Origin of the sequence: Pseudomonas sp. B34(2017), assembly GCF_002112915.1 — a bacterium.
GTDB lineage: Bacteria > Pseudomonadota > Gammaproteobacteria > Pseudomonadales > Pseudomonadaceae > Aquipseudomonas > Aquipseudomonas pharyngis.
The window spans coordinates 678,595-693,310 of record NZ_NEJA01000002.1 but is presented as its reverse complement, the minus strand read 5'-3'; the positions used below and the strand labels follow the sequence as shown (position 1 = coordinate 693,310).

The window sequence follows — 14,716 nt, the reverse complement described above, 5'->3', positions numbered from 1 at the left end:
GAATTCTATTTAATGGTGGTGGTGCGCACAATGAAAGTGTCAAAAGTTGAAATTTTAAACTATCGGCTTCTACGGAATTTTTCGTTGGAACTGGAGAGTGAACTTTCGCTGGTAATAGGGAAAAACAACTCGGGGAAGACGTCTCTATTGTCAGCATTTGAGAAGTTTGTCGTTGAGAGTACTAAAATTTCCATTGATGATTTTAATATAAATCTAAGGGAAAGGCTTCGCGAGCTAGTGTCAGGAGAAAAGCCAATTCCCACAGAGGAAGAGTATGTTTCTATCGGTATGCACTTAAGGATGGTAATAAAATATAATGAACAGGATGATCTGGGTCAGGTTTCGGAACTTATCATGAGTCTTGATCCGGAAGATAATTTAATTAATTTGGGATTTGAGTATAAGTTATCTCACTCTCAACTTGTTTCTTTCTGTAGTGCGTATCAGGAAGATAAAGATAATTATGATAACGATGCGCTGCTTTATATCTCGGAGAAACACGGAAAATATTTTGGTGGTGTTGTTCGTAAAAGCTACCTCAGTGGCGACTTTTCTAAATATACGGATTTGTCAAAAGAGAAAATTTCGCTTGAAGAAGTGTTGTCATTTAGATCGATTAGCGCGAAGAGAAGTGTGACAAATAAGGATAACGACAAAACGCTCTCGGTGCAAACCGCTAAAATTTATAAAAGAACGGATGAAACTGAAGAGCAGAAAGAAACTGTAAATTTGTTCAAGAAGAAGTTGAGGAGTACTGATAAGGATTTGAGTGCGGTCTACCAGAGTATGTTTGCTAAGCTTCTCGGTAGCGTGGAGAGGTTTGGTGGTATTTCTCACGCGGAAACTTCGTTGACTATTTCGTCAACTTTACAGCACAGGGAATTGCTTGAGGGTAATACTACTGTCCTTTATCGACATGAAAATCACGATTTGCCTGAGCATTTTAATGGTTTAGGCTATATGAATTTGATCAGCATGATTTTCGAGATTGATTTGCTGATGACGTCCTTTAGGCGAGCACTGAATCAAAGGCCTGCCGCCATAAATATACTATTCATTGAGGAGCCAGAAGCTCATACCCATCCTCAAATGCAATACGTATTTATTAAAAATATCAAGGCGCTTTTGGCGGAAGGAATAAAGCGAGAGGATGGAGTAAACGTAAATCTTCAGACTGTGATAAGTACGCATTCTTCGCATATTGTCGCTGAATGTGATTTTGACGACATAAAATACATGAAGAAATCTGGCGGGGAAGTGCTTTGTAAAAGTCTGAAAAGCCTGAAGGATGATTACTTTAAAGCGCATGATGAGGAAGGAGCTGGGCATTTTCGATTTCTAAAGCAATATTTGACCTTGCATCGCGCGGAATTGTTTTTCGCGGATAAGGTTATTTTGGTGGAGGGAGATACAGAAAAAATATTGCTTCCCGCTATGATGAAAAAACTAGATCAAGAGTATCCCATTGAAGGCGTCGCTCCTTTGTTGTCGCAGAATATTTCCCTCGTCGAAGTCGGTGCTCACTCTCAGATATTTGAAAAATTTCTCCGTCTTGTCGGGATAAAAACACTCATTCTTACTGATATTGATACCGGGAAAACTACCGTGGAGTCCGACGGAAAGAGTGTGGAAAAAAGAGTAACTAAAAAATGCCCGCCGCTCGATCCGGGAACTGATCATACCTCTAACAATGCACTTTGCTTTTTCTATGGGAAGAAAAGGGAAGATATTAAGTTTTTCCTCGATTTGGAAAAGGATAATAAAATATTGTCTTATTTGGAGGGGTGGACACCTAACAAGCAGGGAGATTTGTTTGTCGGATTTCAGACTGAAGAGGAGGGCTATCGTGGGAGAAGTTTTGAAGATGCATTTTTTAGTATTAATAAAAAATTCTTAGGTAATGACTCCGCTAGGTTTCCTTCGCTCGTTGCGAAGCATTTTGAACTGTATGTGAATGGAACTTATACTCCTTATGAGTTTGCAGAGAAGGCTGTAGATAAAAAAGCTGGTTTAGCTATTGATATTCTATTAAATAGCGTTCCATCTAAAGGTTCAGAATTTTCAAACTGGAAGACGCCTGCATATATCCAGGAGGGATTAGAATGGCTGCGCAATTGATGGAGAATAAATACAGTGAGGAGACAGATGAAATTCTTGCAGCTACTAGGGAAGGTAAAAATTTCCTACTAAGTGGCGGCGCTGGAAGTGGTAAGACCTTTTCACTGGTTGAAACGATTTCTGGTCTTATCGAACAGAAACCTCTTGCCGAAATTGCTTGCATTACTTATACAAATGCTGCTGCGCAAGAGGTCGAGCACAGGGCCAGTCATGAAAATCTTTCTGTTTCAACTATTCACGATTTCCTATGGTCGAGTATCAAACATTTTCAAGTAGAGCTAAAAGAAACACTGATTTTTCTGATTAATGATGATGGCCAAAAATTATTTAAAGTGACTTTGGATAATGGGGAGCCTGACAGGGTTGAGTCTATCGATGGGGATGTTGAATATAAAGAGTATGTAAAGCTGAGAAAAGGGGTTGTTTCTCATGATCAAATTCCTGTATTGGCTCATGCAATGTTTTCAAAATATCCAAAGCTATGCAGGATAATAAATGATAAGTTTAAATTTATTTTGGTTGATGAATATCAGGATACCAGCCCCCTTGTTGTGGAAATACTGCTTGAGCACCTTGCGTGTACAGATAGACGCAACACCGTAGGTTTTTTTGGGGATGCAATGCAATCGATTTATGATAAAGGTATCGGAGATCTTGACGCCTACAAAGGTACTGGCAAAACCAGAGTTACGGAAATTATAAAAAAGCAAAATAGAAGGAATCCCGTTTCAGTAATAAGTCTGGCGAATGAGTTTCGAACTGATGGGCTTGTCCAAGAACCTTCTAATGATCACGCTGCTCCAAATATGGAAGATGGCAAGCCAATAATTGGCACCGCAAGGTTTTTTCACTCAAAAAAATCCAATGTTGAAGTTGTAAGAGACTATTTACGGTGGGACGATTCGCCTTTGCTTACAAAGGAGTTGAACCTTACTCATAACTTGATTGCCACAAAGGCTGGTTTTCCTGGGCTGATGAGGGTTTATGACGGGGACAAAATTTTAGAATATGTGGATAGACTAAGGTCCCTCATTAAAGTTACTGTCCCAAAATACTGTCCAGAAGGTAAGACCTTGGAGGAGGTAATTGCAGATTTGGAAAAAGGTAAGGTCGGAAATGAGCTGAAGAAAGTGCGTCCGACGGATGGTCAGGTTGAATATTTTGATAAATATTCTGAATCTTTCCGTTTGGCATTGTCGCAACAGTTTCTCGATTTGACTTCAATATACATTGACAAAGATATGCTTATTGATGATCAGAAAGCAGATCAAAGCATGCTCGGTGGAGGAGGGACGACTCGGGACAGTTTGATTAAGCATGTTCATAGAATTCAGACGCTAATTAAGCTTTACCAAGAAGATAGCTTTAATGAATTTATGAGGGCAACGGATCTAAAAATAGTCTCTCAGAAAGACAAATTTAACCTTCGAGAGGAAATTAGGAATTTAGCTAGTTTGGAAGGTAAAACAATCGGAGAGGTTATAGAGCAAGCGCATAGAAAAGGTTTGGTTAGAAAAGATGATCGGCTGGAGAATTTTATAAAGCAAAGGTTTTATGTCTATGCGCAAGTTTGTGATCTGGATTTTTCAGAGTTTCAAAGTCTATATAGATATATAGATGGCAAGACGCCTTTTTCGACCCAGCACAAAACCAAAGGGCGCGAGTTTGATAATGTACTGGTAGTTATGGATAATGGAAGGTGGAATAACTATAACTTCGAAGCGTTCTTCACTGGCGATGGTAAGGATACCGTTATAGCGCGCACTAGTAAAATTGTATATGTGTGCTGTACTCGTGCTAAGAAGAATCTTGCTTTTTTTTATCCGGAGCCATCAAATGCCGTTATAGAAAAGGCGCAAAAGTTATTCGGTGAGAATAATGTGATTGATTTGGATAAATAAAAATAGTTCGTCAGATTGGAGTGCTCGATTTAGTGGGTAAGCAGTATAAAATTGCTAAAAGGCCGAAGTTCTTAGAGCAACGGCCTATATTTCTGACAACCCCCGATAGAGGTATTTGATTGCAACGACTTACGCCTTAACCCACCGCCCCCGACTCCAAGCACTCAACCAATCCACCCCCCACACAAGCACCAACATCGCCAAAATCACCGTCCCCGCCTGAGCCTCCTGAAACAAACTCAAGCTCACATACAACATCTGCCCCAGCCCCCCAGCCCCGACAAACCCCAGCACGCTGGCCATCCGAATATTGTTCTCCCACCGATACAAACAGTACGCCAGCAACTGCGGCGCCAGGTTCGGCAGCGTGCCGTAGCAGAACGCCAAAACCGGACTCCCCCCCTGCAACCGAATCGCATCCGCCGGTTCCGGCGGCGTGTTCTCCAGCGCCTCAGCAAACAACCGTCCCAACACGCCCGTGGTGTGCAGAGCCAGTGCCAGTGTCCCGGCATTCGGCCCAAGCCCAGCCGCCAGCACCATCAACGCAGCCCACACCAATTCAGGAATCGCGCGCAGTGCATTGAGCACCAGACGCGCGGCACTCTGAAAAAACCAGCCAAATCGGCCGGCGGCGGGAAGGGCCAATAACAGGCCCAGCACAGCGGCGAGCAGGGTGCCGAGGGCCGACATCGCGAGGGTTTCCATCGACCCGCGCAGGATGGCTGTCAGGTAGTCAGCGCTAAGGTCCGGGCTGAGAAATCGCGCCACATACAAGCCCATCTGTTTCACGCTGGTAGCGCTGCCGAGTTCTTCAAGATCAAGGCCGAGGTAGGCAAATGAGGCAATGACGGCCGCGAAAATGGCGAGAATCAGCACCAAATTGATCAGGCGTTTCATACCAGCCTCCAGCGCAGCAGGCGGCTGAGTTGGTCGGCGCCGAGGACGAGGAGGAGGAAGGTGAGGAGCATGCTGGCGACTTCGCCGCCGGCGAACATGCGGATCGACAGGTCGATCTGTTGGCCGAGGCCGCCGGCGCCGACGAAGCCCATGACCACCGAGGCGCGGATGGCGCATTCCCAGCGGTAGACGGTGTAGGAGAGCAGTTCCGCCGCGACGTTGGGCAGTACGCCGTAGGCGAAACTGGCGAGGCGGCCGCTGCCGGCCTGGAGCAGGGCGTGGGCCGGGCGTTGGTCGGTGGATTCGTAGATTTCGGCGTAGACCTTGCCGAGCATGCCGCTGTAGGTGATGGCGATGGCCAGCACTCCCGCCGCCGGGCCGAGGCCGACGGCGCGCACGAACAGCAGCGCCCAGACGATTTCCGGCACGCTGCGCAGGAAGATCAGCAGCCCGCGCACCGGCCAGCGCAGCAGGCGACCCAACAGGCTCGGGCGGCCGCTGCGGGAGGCGGCGGTCAGCGACAGGGCGCGGCTGGCGAGCAGGCTGGCCGGCACCGCCAATAGCAGGGCCAGGGCCATGCCGGCGGTGGCGATGGCCAGGGTTTGCAGGGTGGCTTTGAGCAGTAATTGCAGAAACTCGCGGTCATGGGCCGGAGGCCAGAACATCGACACGAAGCGGCCCATTTCACTCTGGCTGTCGGCGTGAAACAGCACGCCCAGATCCAGCTCGCTGAGCTGAATGCCGGGCCACAGCAAGGCAATCGCCAGCCCGGTCAGCAGCAACCGGGGCAGCGCGGCGGGATCGCGGGTGTCGGCGCTCAGCATCGCGGAATCTGCACAATCAGCGGGGTGACGGCGGGCGCCGGGGATTGCAGTTGTTCGTTGGCGTAGAGGGTGTCGAGCATGTCGCGGCTGACTTGCGCGGACGGGCAGTCGAACAGGATTTGCCCTTCGCGCAAACCGATGATGCGCGGGAAGTGCGCCAGCGCCAGTTCCACCGCGTGCAGGCTCGCCACCAGCGTGACGTTGTGCTCGCGAGCATGGCGCGACAGGATCGACAGCGTGTGCCCGGCCAGCACCGGGTCCATCGCCGAGACCGGCTCATCCGCCAGCAACACCTCCGGCGCCTGATACAGAACGCGAGCGATGCCGACCCGCTGCAATTGCCCGCCGGACAGTTGTTGGCATTGGCTGAAGAGTTTGTCGGCCAGATCCAGTTTTGCCAGGGCGGCGCGGGCGCCGGGCACGTCGAGCGGATGCAGCAGATTGATCAGGCTTTTGCCCAGGCTCCATTGGCCGAGTTTGCCGGCCAGCACCGCCGTCACCACCCGTTGCCGGGGCGGCAGCGGCGGCGCCTGATGCACCAGACCGATGCGCGCACGCAGGCGTTGCCGTTGGCGGGCGGACAAATGCCAAGCGCGCTCGCCCAGCACTTCGATGTCGCCGCTGCTGGGCCGAATGGCGGTTGCCAGCAGGTCCAGCAGGCTGGATTTGCCGGCGCCGGACGGGCCGATGATCGCCACCTGCTCGCCGGCCTCGATCTGTAAATCGACGCCGCGCAAGGCCTCCACGCCATTGGTGTGGTGCAGAAAAGCCTGTTTGAGGCGCAGCGTCATTTCAGCAAGTCGGCGGCGCGGGCGGCTTCCTCGATGCCTTTGTAATTGTCCGGGCTGGTTTCGATGAAGCGGCTGGCGGCTTGCAGGTCGAGGATTTTCTTGTGCTCGGGGTTGGCCGGATCGAGGTCGAGGAAGGCTTTTTTGATCTTCGCCGCCAGCGCCGGGTCGAGGGTGCCGCGCACGGTCCAGTTGTAATCGAAGTAGGCCGGGGTGGTGGCGAAGACCTTGACCTTGTTGGTGTCGACCTTGCCGGTGTCCACCAGTTTCTGCCAGACGCTGGCGTTCAGCACACCGGCGTCGACCTTGCCGGCCTGCACCCAGGCGACGGTGGCGTCGTGGGCGCCGGAGTAGCCGACGCGGCTGAAATAGCTTTCCGGTTTGATGCCGTCCTTGAGCATGAAATAGCGCGGCATCAGGCTGCCGGAGGTGGATGACACGGAGCCAAAGGCGAAGGTCTTGCCCTTGAGGTCGGCGAGGCTTTTGACGTTCGGGTCGGCAGTGATGAATTTGCTGGTGAACTGCGCGTCTTGCTCACGTTGCACCAGCGGAATGGCGTTGCCGGTTTTCAGCCGCGCCTGAACGAAGGTGAAACCGCCGAGCCACGCCAGATCGAGGCGGTCAGTAGCCAGCGCTTCAACCACCGCCGGGTAATCCGCCACGGGGACGAACTGCACGTCCATGCCCAATTGCTGTTGCAGGTACTTGCCCAGCGGCTCGAACTTGCGCAGCAGCTCGGTCGGGGCTTCATCGGGAATCGCGCTGACCTTCAACACCTCCGCGGCTTGCGCCAGCACGGCGGACAGGGACAGGGCCAGACCAGCGGTCAGTGCCAGGGTTCGCTTGAGCATGGAATTCTCCGTTTCGTGGGCATCAAGGTCGATGCGCCCGTCGATGGGCAATCATCGTCGGGTGCAACGTCAGGTTAGACGAAACGGTGAAAGTGCGAGGGCGCCGAGATCACTTCAAGCGGTCAACGAGGGTCTTGCCCACGGCCAGGGCCGACGCCGGGTTCTGTCCGGTGACCAGTTCGCGATCAACCACCACATGGCTGGCCCACGGCGCCGTGTTACTGCTGAAAACGCCGCCAGCCTTTTCCAGTGCCGTCTGCGGATAGAACTTCATCGCGCCGCCGTTCAACAGGCCTTTGGCGATTTCTTCTTCCTGATTGCTGATGACCGTGAATGTGTAGCCGGCGTAGGTCCAGTTGTTTGCCGTCGTGGTTTCGCCGGTTTCCAGTTGGCGGGTGAATGCGGTCGGATCCGTCAGGGTCGACAGCAGTGCAATCGGGCCGTGGCACACCAGCGCTGTGGTTTTGCCTGTTTGATGGAAGTTGTTCAGCAGTTTGCCCAGCGCCTGGCTGTGCAGCAGATCCTGCATCGGTGCGTGGCCACCCGGAATGTAGACGGCATCGAAATGCTCGTAACCGACTTGCTCGACCCGCGACAGGCTGATGACCGGCGATTCACCGGGCGAGGTGATCTTCAGTTGTTCCAGCAGCGCCTTGTGGGTCTGCAAGGCTGCCACGTCATTGTTGAAATACATCTTGTCGTCGGAGGAACGATCCAGCGTCGGCGCCTTGCCGGTCGGGGTGGCGAAGGTCACGGTGTGGCCGGCATCGAGCAGCAGCTTGACCGGTTGCATCAGTTCGTTGAGGTAGAAACCGGTGCTGAAGACCTTACCGTCCTTCAAATCGAGATGGTCGGAGTCCGACAGCACCACCAGCACATTGGCCGCCTGGGCGTTCAACGCGGCAACGGAGAGAGACAGGGCGAAAGCAAGACGTGTAACTGAGCGCATGGCGATTCCTGAACGTGGAAGAAAGTGCGGCTCACTGTATTGATGCTCATCGCGGCGATAAACTCGCGCCACAGCAAAGCATTTGTTCTCTGGAGATCAAGATGAGTCGCCGATTCGATTATCTGGCCGACGTCGAAGTGTTTGTCACGGTGGTGGAAAAGGGGTCGCTGAGCGCCGGTGCAGTGTTTCTCGCAACCACGCCGTCGGTGGTCAGCCGGGCGATTTCGCGGCTGGAGGCGCGCCTGGGTGTGCAGTTGCTGCGGCGCACCACGCGCCGCCTGAGTCTGACCGATGCCGGTGTGTTGTATCTGGAGCAATCCCGGGTGGCATTCGGCCTGATCGACGACGCCGAGCGCACGATTCAGGGACAGGACGGCGAACTCAGCGGCCGCGTGCGCCTCAGCGTGCCGACCACTTACGGCCACTATCGTTTGCCGGCCATGCTCGCCCGTTTCACCCGGCAGCATCCGCAAGTGCGCGTTGAGTTGAGCATCAGCAATCGCAACGTCGATCTGGTGGCCGAAGGCTTCGACCTGGCTATTCGGCTGGGCGCGTTGCCGGACAGCGGGCTGATCGGTCGCAAGCTGGAAGACGCGGGTTTATGTGTGGTGGCCGCGCCGGATTATTTGCGACGGGCCGGAACACCGCAGCGCGTCGACGATTTGCAGCGGCATGCGTGCCTGCCGTTCGTGATGCCCAGCACCGGGCGCGTCGGGCCGTGGCTGTTCCGTGAGCAGGGCGAAGACCGCGAATGGCTGCCCAGCGCCAATATTCAGGTGTCCGACGATGTGCTGGGGATTGTGTCGCTGGCGGAGCAGGGGCTGGGCATCTGCCAGACCTATGACTTCATTGTCCGCGAACGGATCGAGAGCGGGCGACTGGTGCGCCTGCTTGAACAGTCGGGCGGGCGCTCCCGACCGTTCTCGGTGATCTACCCGCCGCACCGGCAGCTGTCGGCTTCGGCGCGGGCGCTGATTGATTGTTTGACCCGGGAGGTCAGTCAAGGCGCTGGGGAAGGCCTCGACTGACGCGATTCAAACGACGGGCAGACGCGTCACCCATTTCCCGCCACCCGCGCCGTTCTTCAGGGCGCGCAAGGCCTGGGGCAATTCATTGAAGTTGAACATCTGCAGCGCCGGGCCGATCAGGCTGCCGTCGAGCAGGGCTTGCAGCAGGTGCTCGCCGTTGCGGCGCAAGGTCTGGCGATCGTGCAGGCTGGCGTGGACGTGGAAGCTGTTCAATGCCACTTCATGCAGCGAAATCGCGGTGGTGAACGCCGGCAGCGGCGCGCTTTCCTGACGATCCTGAATGCACACCAGATGGCCGTTGTAGCCCAGCAGGTCGGCCATTTTCGCCGCGTGAGCGCCGCTGACCGTGTCGAATACGGCGTGCAAACGACGTTCGCCGAGGCTGGCTGCGAGTGCGGTTTGCCAGTCCGGTTCGCGGTAATCGAATACGCCGACTGCGCCCAGGGCCTTGAGCTTTGCATGATGCGCGCCGGAGGCGGTCGCCCAGACACGCCATCCGCGTTGTACCGCCAGTTGCACCAGCAGCAGGCCGACCGCGCCGCCGGCGCCGATCACCAGCACATCGGTCGCGCCATTCGCGGGGACTTTTTCCACGGCTTGCCACGCGGTCAGTCCGGGGCAGGGCAGTGACGCCGCCGCGGCATCATCGAGCGCGGCGGGCACCGACAGCACGGTGGCGGCGTCCAGCAGGCAATACTCGGCGAAGCTGCCATCGCTCGCCAGTGATTGGTGATACGCCACGCGACTGCCCGGTTGCAGTGTCACGCCGGCGCCGGCTGCGACCACCACGCCCATGCCGTCGACACCCGGCACACGGCCGGTGCTCCAGGCAGGATGGCCCCACTCGATGATCTTCCAGTCCACCGGGTTCAAGGCGATGGCGCGGTTGGCCACCAGCACTTGCCCGGGGCCGGGTTGCCCGAGGGGTTTGCGGGTCAGTGTCAGGCCATCCAGCCCTTGGCCGGACGTCCAGGCCCAGGCAGCGTAATCGGTTTGCATTGTGCGGTTTCCCATGACTGTCAATGGCCGCCAGTATCGGTGGCAACGGGCATGAGAAGAACCGGCCCTGGGTCAAAGGTGTTTTGCGTAAAAGTCAGCAATGCTCGCGCAGCACTTCAATCGACCTGCGCAAACCGCTCCACCAGCCAATCAATGAACACCCGCACCCGGTTGCTCAAATGCCGGTTCGGCGGATACAGCACATGAAACGGATAGGCCGGCGGACGCCAGTCCTCGAGGATCGGCACCAGTTCGCCGCGCTCGATGGCGGTCCTGACCGTGTAGCTGAAGGTGTGGATGATCCCCAGCCCGGCGAGCCCGGCCGCCAGGTGCGCGTTGCTCTCGTTGACGCTGATCAGGCCTTTGCCTTCGATCTGATGGCGTTCGCCGTTGCGCTGGAAGTTCGACGGCAGGATGCGCCCGGTGGAGGCCGAGCGGTAGGCGATCAGCTGATGGCTGGCCAGTTCGAGCGGGTGGGTCGGGGTGCCGTGGCGTTGCAGATAGTCGGGCGTGGCGCAGGTGGTCCAGGACACTTCGCCGAGGCGGCGTACGGCCAGGGTTTGTTCGGTCAGCGGGCCGCCGCGAATCACGCAGTCCACCCGTTCACTGATCAGGTCCACCGGGCGGTCGCTGACGCCCAGATCGACCTGGATGTCCGGGTAGCGTTCGAAGAACTTCGGCAGTTCGGGGATCACCAGCATCGTCGCGGTCGAGCCGCCGATGTCCACGCGGATCTTGCCGCGCGGCAGCCCCTGGGCCTGGCTGAAGCCTTGATCGATGTCGTCCAGTTGATGCAGCAGTTGTTGTGTCAACTGGTAATAAGAGGCGCCGTCGGCCGTCACGGTGAGGCGGCGGGTGGTGCGTTGCAGCAGGCGTACGCCGAGGTGGTTTTCCAGTTGGCCGATCAGTTTGCTGACCGTGGTTTTCGGCAGGTTCAGCGAGTCGGCGGCTTTGGTGAAAGAACCGCTTTCCACGACGCGGGCGAAGGTGCGGATCGCCATTAACTGATTCATCGATTCGGACTCGGTGGGGTAGATGCGGTTGAGTATTGTGCATGTATGTGCACAAACAAAACCGATTTTGCTGATTTTTCAATTCAATCGATCGGCCTAAAGTCGCTTCCAACGGCTCACCTACGACCCGTCACTTACCTCGAAACGGTTACTGGAGATTCATCATGAGCAACAGACTTGAAGGCAAAATCGCACTGATCACTGGCGGCACCACCGGCATCGGCCTGGCCTCGGCGCAGGAATTCGTCGCCCAGGGCGCCACCGTATTCATCACCGGCCGCCGTCAGGCCGAACTGGACAAAGCGGTCGCCGCCATCGGCCCACGGGCCATCGGCATCCAGGGCGATGTGGCGAAGCTGGAGGATCTGGATCGCATCTACAGCGAGATTTCCGCCAAGGCCGGGCACCTCGACATCCTGTTCGCCAACGCCGGGGGCGGGGACATGCTGCCACTGGGCTCGATCACTGAAGAGCACTTCGACCGGATTTTCGACGCCAACGTGAAGGGCACGCTGTTTACCGTGCAGAAGGCCTTGCCGCTGCTGCGCGATGGCGCCTCGATTTTGCTGACCTCGTCGACCACTTCGGTGCAGGGCACGGAGAACTTCAGCGTCTACAGCGCAAGCAAAGCGGCGGTGCGCAACTTCGCCCGCTCATGGTTGCTGGACCTGAAACCACGGCGCATCCGCGTCAACGCCATCAGCCCTGGCCCGGTGCGTACGCCAGGTCTGGCAGGGCTGGTGCCGGCAGAACACACCCAGGGGCTGTTCGATCAACTGGCGTCGATCGTGCCGATCGGGCGTCTGGGCGAGCCGAGCGAGATTGCCAAGGCTGCGCTGTTCCTGGCCTCGGATGACAGCAGCTTCGTCAACGGCATCGAGTTGTTCGTTGACGGTGGCACCGCGCAGATCTGATCTGACTCAAACCGCTTGATGCCCCGGCACTTGTTCAGTCGAGTGCCGGGGTTTTTCCGTTTCTTCGTCCGGCGCGTTATCCCAGATCAGGCGCGGGTCGAAACTCATGGCCGAGAGCATGGTGAACACGACCACCAGGCCGAAAAACAGAATCCCTACGCGCGGCTCGATATCCCCCAGCGCCTGGAATTTCACCAGCGCCGCCACCAGCGCAACCACCAGCACATCGAGCATCGACCAATAGCCGATCAGCTCGACGAAGCGGTACAGCTTCGAACGCTCCTTGCGCGCCCAATGGCTGTCCCGTTGCACGGTGACCAGCAGCAAGGTCAGCGCCACGAATTTCACCCCCGGTACGGCGATGCTGGCGACGAAGATGATCACGGCGATGTCCCAGGCGCCGTGTTCCCAGAACTCCAGCACGCCGCTCATGATGGTGCTGTCGGCGCCGCTGCCGAGCAGGGTGGTGTTCATCACCGGCAGCAGATTGGCCGGCACGTAAAACGCCAGCGCGGCGAACATGTAGGCCCAGGTGCGGGTCAGCGAGTTGGTCTTGCGCCGGTGCAGCGGCGCGTCGCAGCGCGGGCATTGGTGCGGTTCGCCGGTCATGTCGCAGGCCAGTCCGCAGCTGTGGCACAGGCAGAGGTTGAGTTCGGTTGCCGTCGGTGGTCGTTTCATAGGATGTCCCACAATTCACGCACGTCGCGCCCGGCGATGCGGATCAGCAACAGGCTGAGCACGGCCAGGGCAAACAGGCCGATGCCGGGAATGACGTCGAGCATGCCCGCCAGTTTGAACACCGCCACCATCGCGCCGAGCAGGCAGACTTCGAGCATGCTCCACGGCCGCAGCGTTTCCAGCCAGCGCATGCACAGCTTGAACCCCGGTGAACGGCGCGAGGCGAGGGCGAAGCTCAAGACCCAGATCAACAGCACCAGTTGAAAGGCCGGGGCGATGATGATCGAGATCGCCGCGACCATCGCCATGAAGGTGATCGGTCCCTGACTCAGGGCCAGCACTGAATCCCAGAGGGTCGCGCTGTTTTTCAGGCCCTTCATGCTGATGCTCATCACCGGGTAGAAATTGGCGAACAGCCACAGCATCGCCGCGGTGAAGCTCAGGGCCAGCCGTTGCTCCACGCTCAGGTTGTTGTAGCGCTGGAGCACGGCGCCGCAACGCACGCAGAGGGTCTTCTGGTGTCTGGCCAGCACGACTTTTTCGTACACGCAGTCGCAATGCTCGCAGATGATCAGTTGATCGGTGCTGGCCATGGGGCGCTCGACGGGAGGAGGGCTTGAACCCTCTTCACTATAGAAGCGCTGGGGCATTCGGCAACCGGGGTGCCATTCGTCCAGCAGGGGGCACTAACCCGCACGCGCTTGTTTCACACGTTCAGGTACCCCTATCCCGCAGCAGAACGGAGAACCCCATGGATATTGATGAAAATGCACCCGGTAACCAGTCACAGCAGGCTGTGACCCGCACGACCGACAACGAAACCGGCCATGATCCCCGCAAGGATGAGTCGCCAGTCCCCTTGCCTCCGGACGATGAAGCGCCCCTGGAAGAAGACATGAGCGATGTGGCGGCCAACAATTCGGTGGGTTCTGAGCATCCGCAGGACGGCAACGGTTCGGGAAGCGCCGACGCCAACCCGCAGAGCACCGCCAGGGATGATGAAGACAGAGAGGCGCGGGGCCTGCCGGCAAGTGATCCGGAGTCGGGCGCCTGACTGCGCGCCGGCCCATTTGAGGGCATTCAGCGCAATCGGTCGCGTCAGAGCACCGGTTGCGTGGCTTCCTCTGCCGCGATGGCCGCCCGCACACTGGGTCGCTCGGCGATGCGCGATATGTAGCTCGCCAGCGCTGGCCAGTCTTCGATGGCGATACTGAATGTCGGCAACCACTTCAGCACCGTGAACAGATAGGCATCCGCTACGCCGAAGGCCTGCATCAGAAACGGCTGGGTGGCGAGGAGGCGGTTCAGGTAATCCAGACGTTTGAACAGTTTGTATTTGAAGAACGTTTTGGTGGTTTCCGGGATTTCGCTGCTGAACAACGGCGCGCTGCCGCCATGAATTTCCGAGCTGATGAAGTTCAGGTACTCCTGCAAACGCGAGCGCTCCCAGCTGCCATTGGCCGGGGCCAGCGCATGACCGGGCACGAGGTCGGCGAGGTACTGCAGAATCGCCGGCCCTTCGGTCAGCACTTCACCGTTGTCCAGCATCAGCGCGGCCACGTAGCCCTTCGGGTTGATCTGGCGAAAGTCTCGGCCGTCGGCGGTTTGCTTGGTCTGGTTGTTGACCCGGATCAGCTCGAACGGCAGTTCCAGCTCGCGCAATACGATGTGCGGCGACAGCGAACAGGTCATGGGGGCGAAGTACAGTTTCATGGGATCTCCTTGCTGGTGGAGGCTCAGAATCCGCCATCGCCGC

Annotated in this window: 14 protein-coding genes and 1 pseudogene; 5 read left to right on the top strand and 10 right to left on the bottom strand. The window is 56.6% G+C overall.

Translation table 11 applies throughout. The annotated features are described in order from the left end of the window. The first annotated feature begins 30 nt into the window (after nt 1-30). Nucleotides 31-2,118, top strand: a complete 2,088-nt coding sequence (locus CAF80_RS08530) for an ATP-dependent endonuclease (protein WP_085667261.1) — start codon at nt 31-33, stop codon at nt 2,116-2,118. After that, the gene (locus CAF80_RS08525) at nt 2,103-4,019 is read left to right on the top strand and encodes a UvrD-helicase domain-containing protein (protein WP_085667167.1); all 1,917 of its coding nucleotides are present in this window, start codon (nt 2,103-2,105) and stop codon (nt 4,017-4,019) included. The genes CAF80_RS08530 and CAF80_RS08525 overlap by 16 nt, the downstream gene beginning before the upstream one ends. 129 nt (nt 4,020-4,148) lie before the next feature. Here CAF80_RS08525 and phnE read toward each other — a convergent pair whose 3' ends face one another. The 5 genes from phnE to CAF80_RS08500 all read right to left on the bottom strand — a co-directional run bounded on the left by phnE (nt 4,149) and on the right by CAF80_RS08500 (nt 8,328). Beyond that, nucleotides 4,149-4,916, bottom strand: coding sequence for a phosphonate ABC transporter, permease protein PhnE (gene phnE / locus CAF80_RS08520; protein WP_085667166.1), 768 nt, complete (start codon nt 4,914-4,916; stop codon nt 4,149-4,151). Next, the gene (locus CAF80_RS08515; protein WP_085667165.1) at nt 4,913-5,740 is read right to left on the bottom strand and encodes an ABC transporter permease; all 828 of its coding nucleotides are present in this window, start codon (nt 5,738-5,740) and stop codon (nt 4,913-4,915) included. Before CAF80_RS08515 ends, phnE begins: the two co-directional genes overlap by 4 nt. Further along, nucleotides 5,734-6,531 carry a phosphonate ABC transporter ATP-binding protein gene (locus CAF80_RS08510; RefSeq protein ID WP_085667164.1) on the bottom strand — a complete coding sequence of 266 codons (798 nt, stop codon included), beginning with the start codon at nt 6,529-6,531 and terminating at the stop codon, nt 5,734-5,736. Before CAF80_RS08510 ends, CAF80_RS08515 begins: the two co-directional genes overlap by 7 nt. Beyond that, a complete protein-coding gene (locus tag CAF80_RS08505; protein ID WP_085667163.1) occupies nt 6,528-7,379 on the bottom strand; it encodes a putative selenate ABC transporter substrate-binding protein in 852 nt (283 codons plus the stop codon). The genes CAF80_RS08510 and CAF80_RS08505 overlap by 4 nt, the downstream gene beginning before the upstream one ends. A gap of 109 nt (nt 7,380-7,488) precedes the next feature. Beyond that, on the bottom strand, nt 7,489-8,328 hold the full coding sequence (locus CAF80_RS08500; RefSeq protein WP_085667162.1) for a type 1 glutamine amidotransferase domain-containing protein: 840 nt from the start codon (nt 8,326-8,328) through the stop codon (nt 7,489-7,491). Nucleotides 8,329-8,429: 101 nt separating this feature from the next. Here CAF80_RS08500 and CAF80_RS08495 point away from each other — a divergent pair, with 101 nt between their 5' ends. Then, on the top strand, nt 8,430-9,356 hold the full coding sequence (locus tag CAF80_RS08495) for a LysR family transcriptional regulator (protein ID WP_085667161.1): 927 nt from the start codon (nt 8,430-8,432) through the stop codon (nt 9,354-9,356). 6 nt (nt 9,357-9,362) lie between these two features. Here the strand turns inward: CAF80_RS08495 and CAF80_RS08490 are convergent, their stop codons facing one another. Both CAF80_RS08490 and CAF80_RS08485 read right to left on the bottom strand, forming a co-directional pair. Next, complete coding sequence (locus CAF80_RS08490; protein WP_085667160.1) at nt 9,363-10,355, bottom strand: zinc-binding dehydrogenase; 993 nt, start codon at nt 10,353-10,355, stop codon at nt 9,363-9,365. Nucleotides 10,356-10,471: 116 nt separating this feature from the next. Continuing rightward, nucleotides 10,472-11,368 carry a LysR family transcriptional regulator gene (locus tag CAF80_RS08485; protein WP_085667159.1) on the bottom strand — a complete coding sequence of 299 codons (897 nt, stop codon included), beginning with the start codon at nt 11,366-11,368 and terminating at the stop codon, nt 10,472-10,474. A gap of 164 nt (nt 11,369-11,532) precedes the next feature. Here CAF80_RS08485 and CAF80_RS08480 point away from each other — a divergent pair, with 164 nt between their 5' ends. Beyond that, nucleotides 11,533-12,282, top strand: coding sequence for an SDR family NAD(P)-dependent oxidoreductase (locus tag CAF80_RS08480; RefSeq protein ID WP_011333861.1), 750 nt, complete (start codon nt 11,533-11,535; stop codon nt 12,280-12,282). 6 nt (nt 12,283-12,288) lie between these two features. On the opposite strand, the gene CAF80_RS08475 is transcribed toward CAF80_RS08480, so the two are convergent. Both CAF80_RS08475 and CAF80_RS08470 read right to left on the bottom strand, forming a co-directional pair. Beyond that, on the bottom strand, nt 12,289-12,960 hold the full coding sequence (locus tag CAF80_RS08475; protein WP_039772131.1) for a paraquat-inducible protein A: 672 nt from the start codon (nt 12,958-12,960) through the stop codon (nt 12,289-12,291). After that, nucleotides 12,957-13,553 carry a paraquat-inducible protein A gene (locus CAF80_RS08470; RefSeq protein ID WP_085667158.1) on the bottom strand — a complete coding sequence of 199 codons (597 nt, stop codon included), beginning with the start codon at nt 13,551-13,553 and terminating at the stop codon, nt 12,957-12,959. The genes CAF80_RS08475 and CAF80_RS08470 overlap by 4 nt, the downstream gene beginning before the upstream one ends. A 158-nt stretch (nt 13,554-13,711) precedes the next feature. Here CAF80_RS08470 and CAF80_RS29055 point away from each other — a divergent pair. Next, nucleotides 13,712-13,903 (top strand): annotated as a pseudogene (locus CAF80_RS29055) (hypothetical protein); the annotation flags it as partial. Between the two features lie 155 nt (nt 13,904-14,058). Here the strand turns inward: CAF80_RS29055 and gstA are convergent. Beyond that, nucleotides 14,059-14,673 (bottom strand): glutathione transferase GstA, encoded by a 615-nt coding sequence (gene gstA / locus CAF80_RS08460; RefSeq protein ID WP_085667156.1) that lies wholly within the window; start codon nt 14,671-14,673, stop codon nt 14,059-14,061. Nucleotides 14,674-14,716: the final 43 nt, after the last annotated feature.

Coding starts and splice junctions, on each gene's coding strand:
- CAF80_RS08530 (WP_085667261.1), top strand. CDS start 31: ATGAAAGTGTCAAAAGTTGAAATTTTAAACTATCGGCTTCTACGGAAT.
- CAF80_RS08525 (WP_085667167.1), top strand. CDS start 2,103: ATGGCTGCGCAATTGATGGAGAATAAATACAGTGAGGAGACAGATGAA.
- phnE (WP_085667166.1), bottom strand. CDS start 4,916: ATGAAACGCCTGATCAATTTGGTGCTGATTCTCGCCATTTTCGCGGCC.
- CAF80_RS08515 (WP_085667165.1), bottom strand. CDS start 5,740: ATGCTGAGCGCCGACACCCGCGATCCCGCCGCGCTGCCCCGGTTGCTG.
- CAF80_RS08510 (WP_085667164.1), bottom strand. CDS start 6,531: ATGACGCTGCGCCTCAAACAGGCTTTTCTGCACCACACCAATGGCGTG.
- CAF80_RS08505 (WP_085667163.1), bottom strand. CDS start 7,379: ATGCTCAAGCGAACCCTGGCACTGACCGCTGGTCTGGCCCTGTCCCTG.
- CAF80_RS08500 (WP_085667162.1), bottom strand. CDS start 8,328: ATGCGCTCAGTTACACGTCTTGCTTTCGCCCTGTCTCTCTCCGTTGCC.
- CAF80_RS08495 (WP_085667161.1), top strand. CDS start 8,430: ATGAGTCGCCGATTCGATTATCTGGCCGACGTCGAAGTGTTTGTCACG.
- CAF80_RS08490 (WP_085667160.1), bottom strand. CDS start 10,355: ATGCAAACCGATTACGCTGCCTGGGCCTGGACGTCCGGCCAAGGGCTG.
- CAF80_RS08485 (WP_085667159.1), bottom strand. CDS start 11,368: ATGAATCAGTTAATGGCGATCCGCACCTTCGCCCGCGTCGTGGAAAGC.
- CAF80_RS08480 (WP_011333861.1), top strand. CDS start 11,533: ATGAGCAACAGACTTGAAGGCAAAATCGCACTGATCACTGGCGGCACC.
- CAF80_RS08475 (WP_039772131.1), bottom strand. CDS start 12,960: ATGAAACGACCACCGACGGCAACCGAACTCAACCTCTGCCTGTGCCAC.
- CAF80_RS08470 (WP_085667158.1), bottom strand. CDS start 13,553: ATGGCCAGCACCGATCAACTGATCATCTGCGAGCATTGCGACTGCGTG.
- gstA (WP_085667156.1), bottom strand. CDS start 14,673: ATGAAACTGTACTTCGCCCCCATGACCTGTTCGCTGTCGCCGCACATC.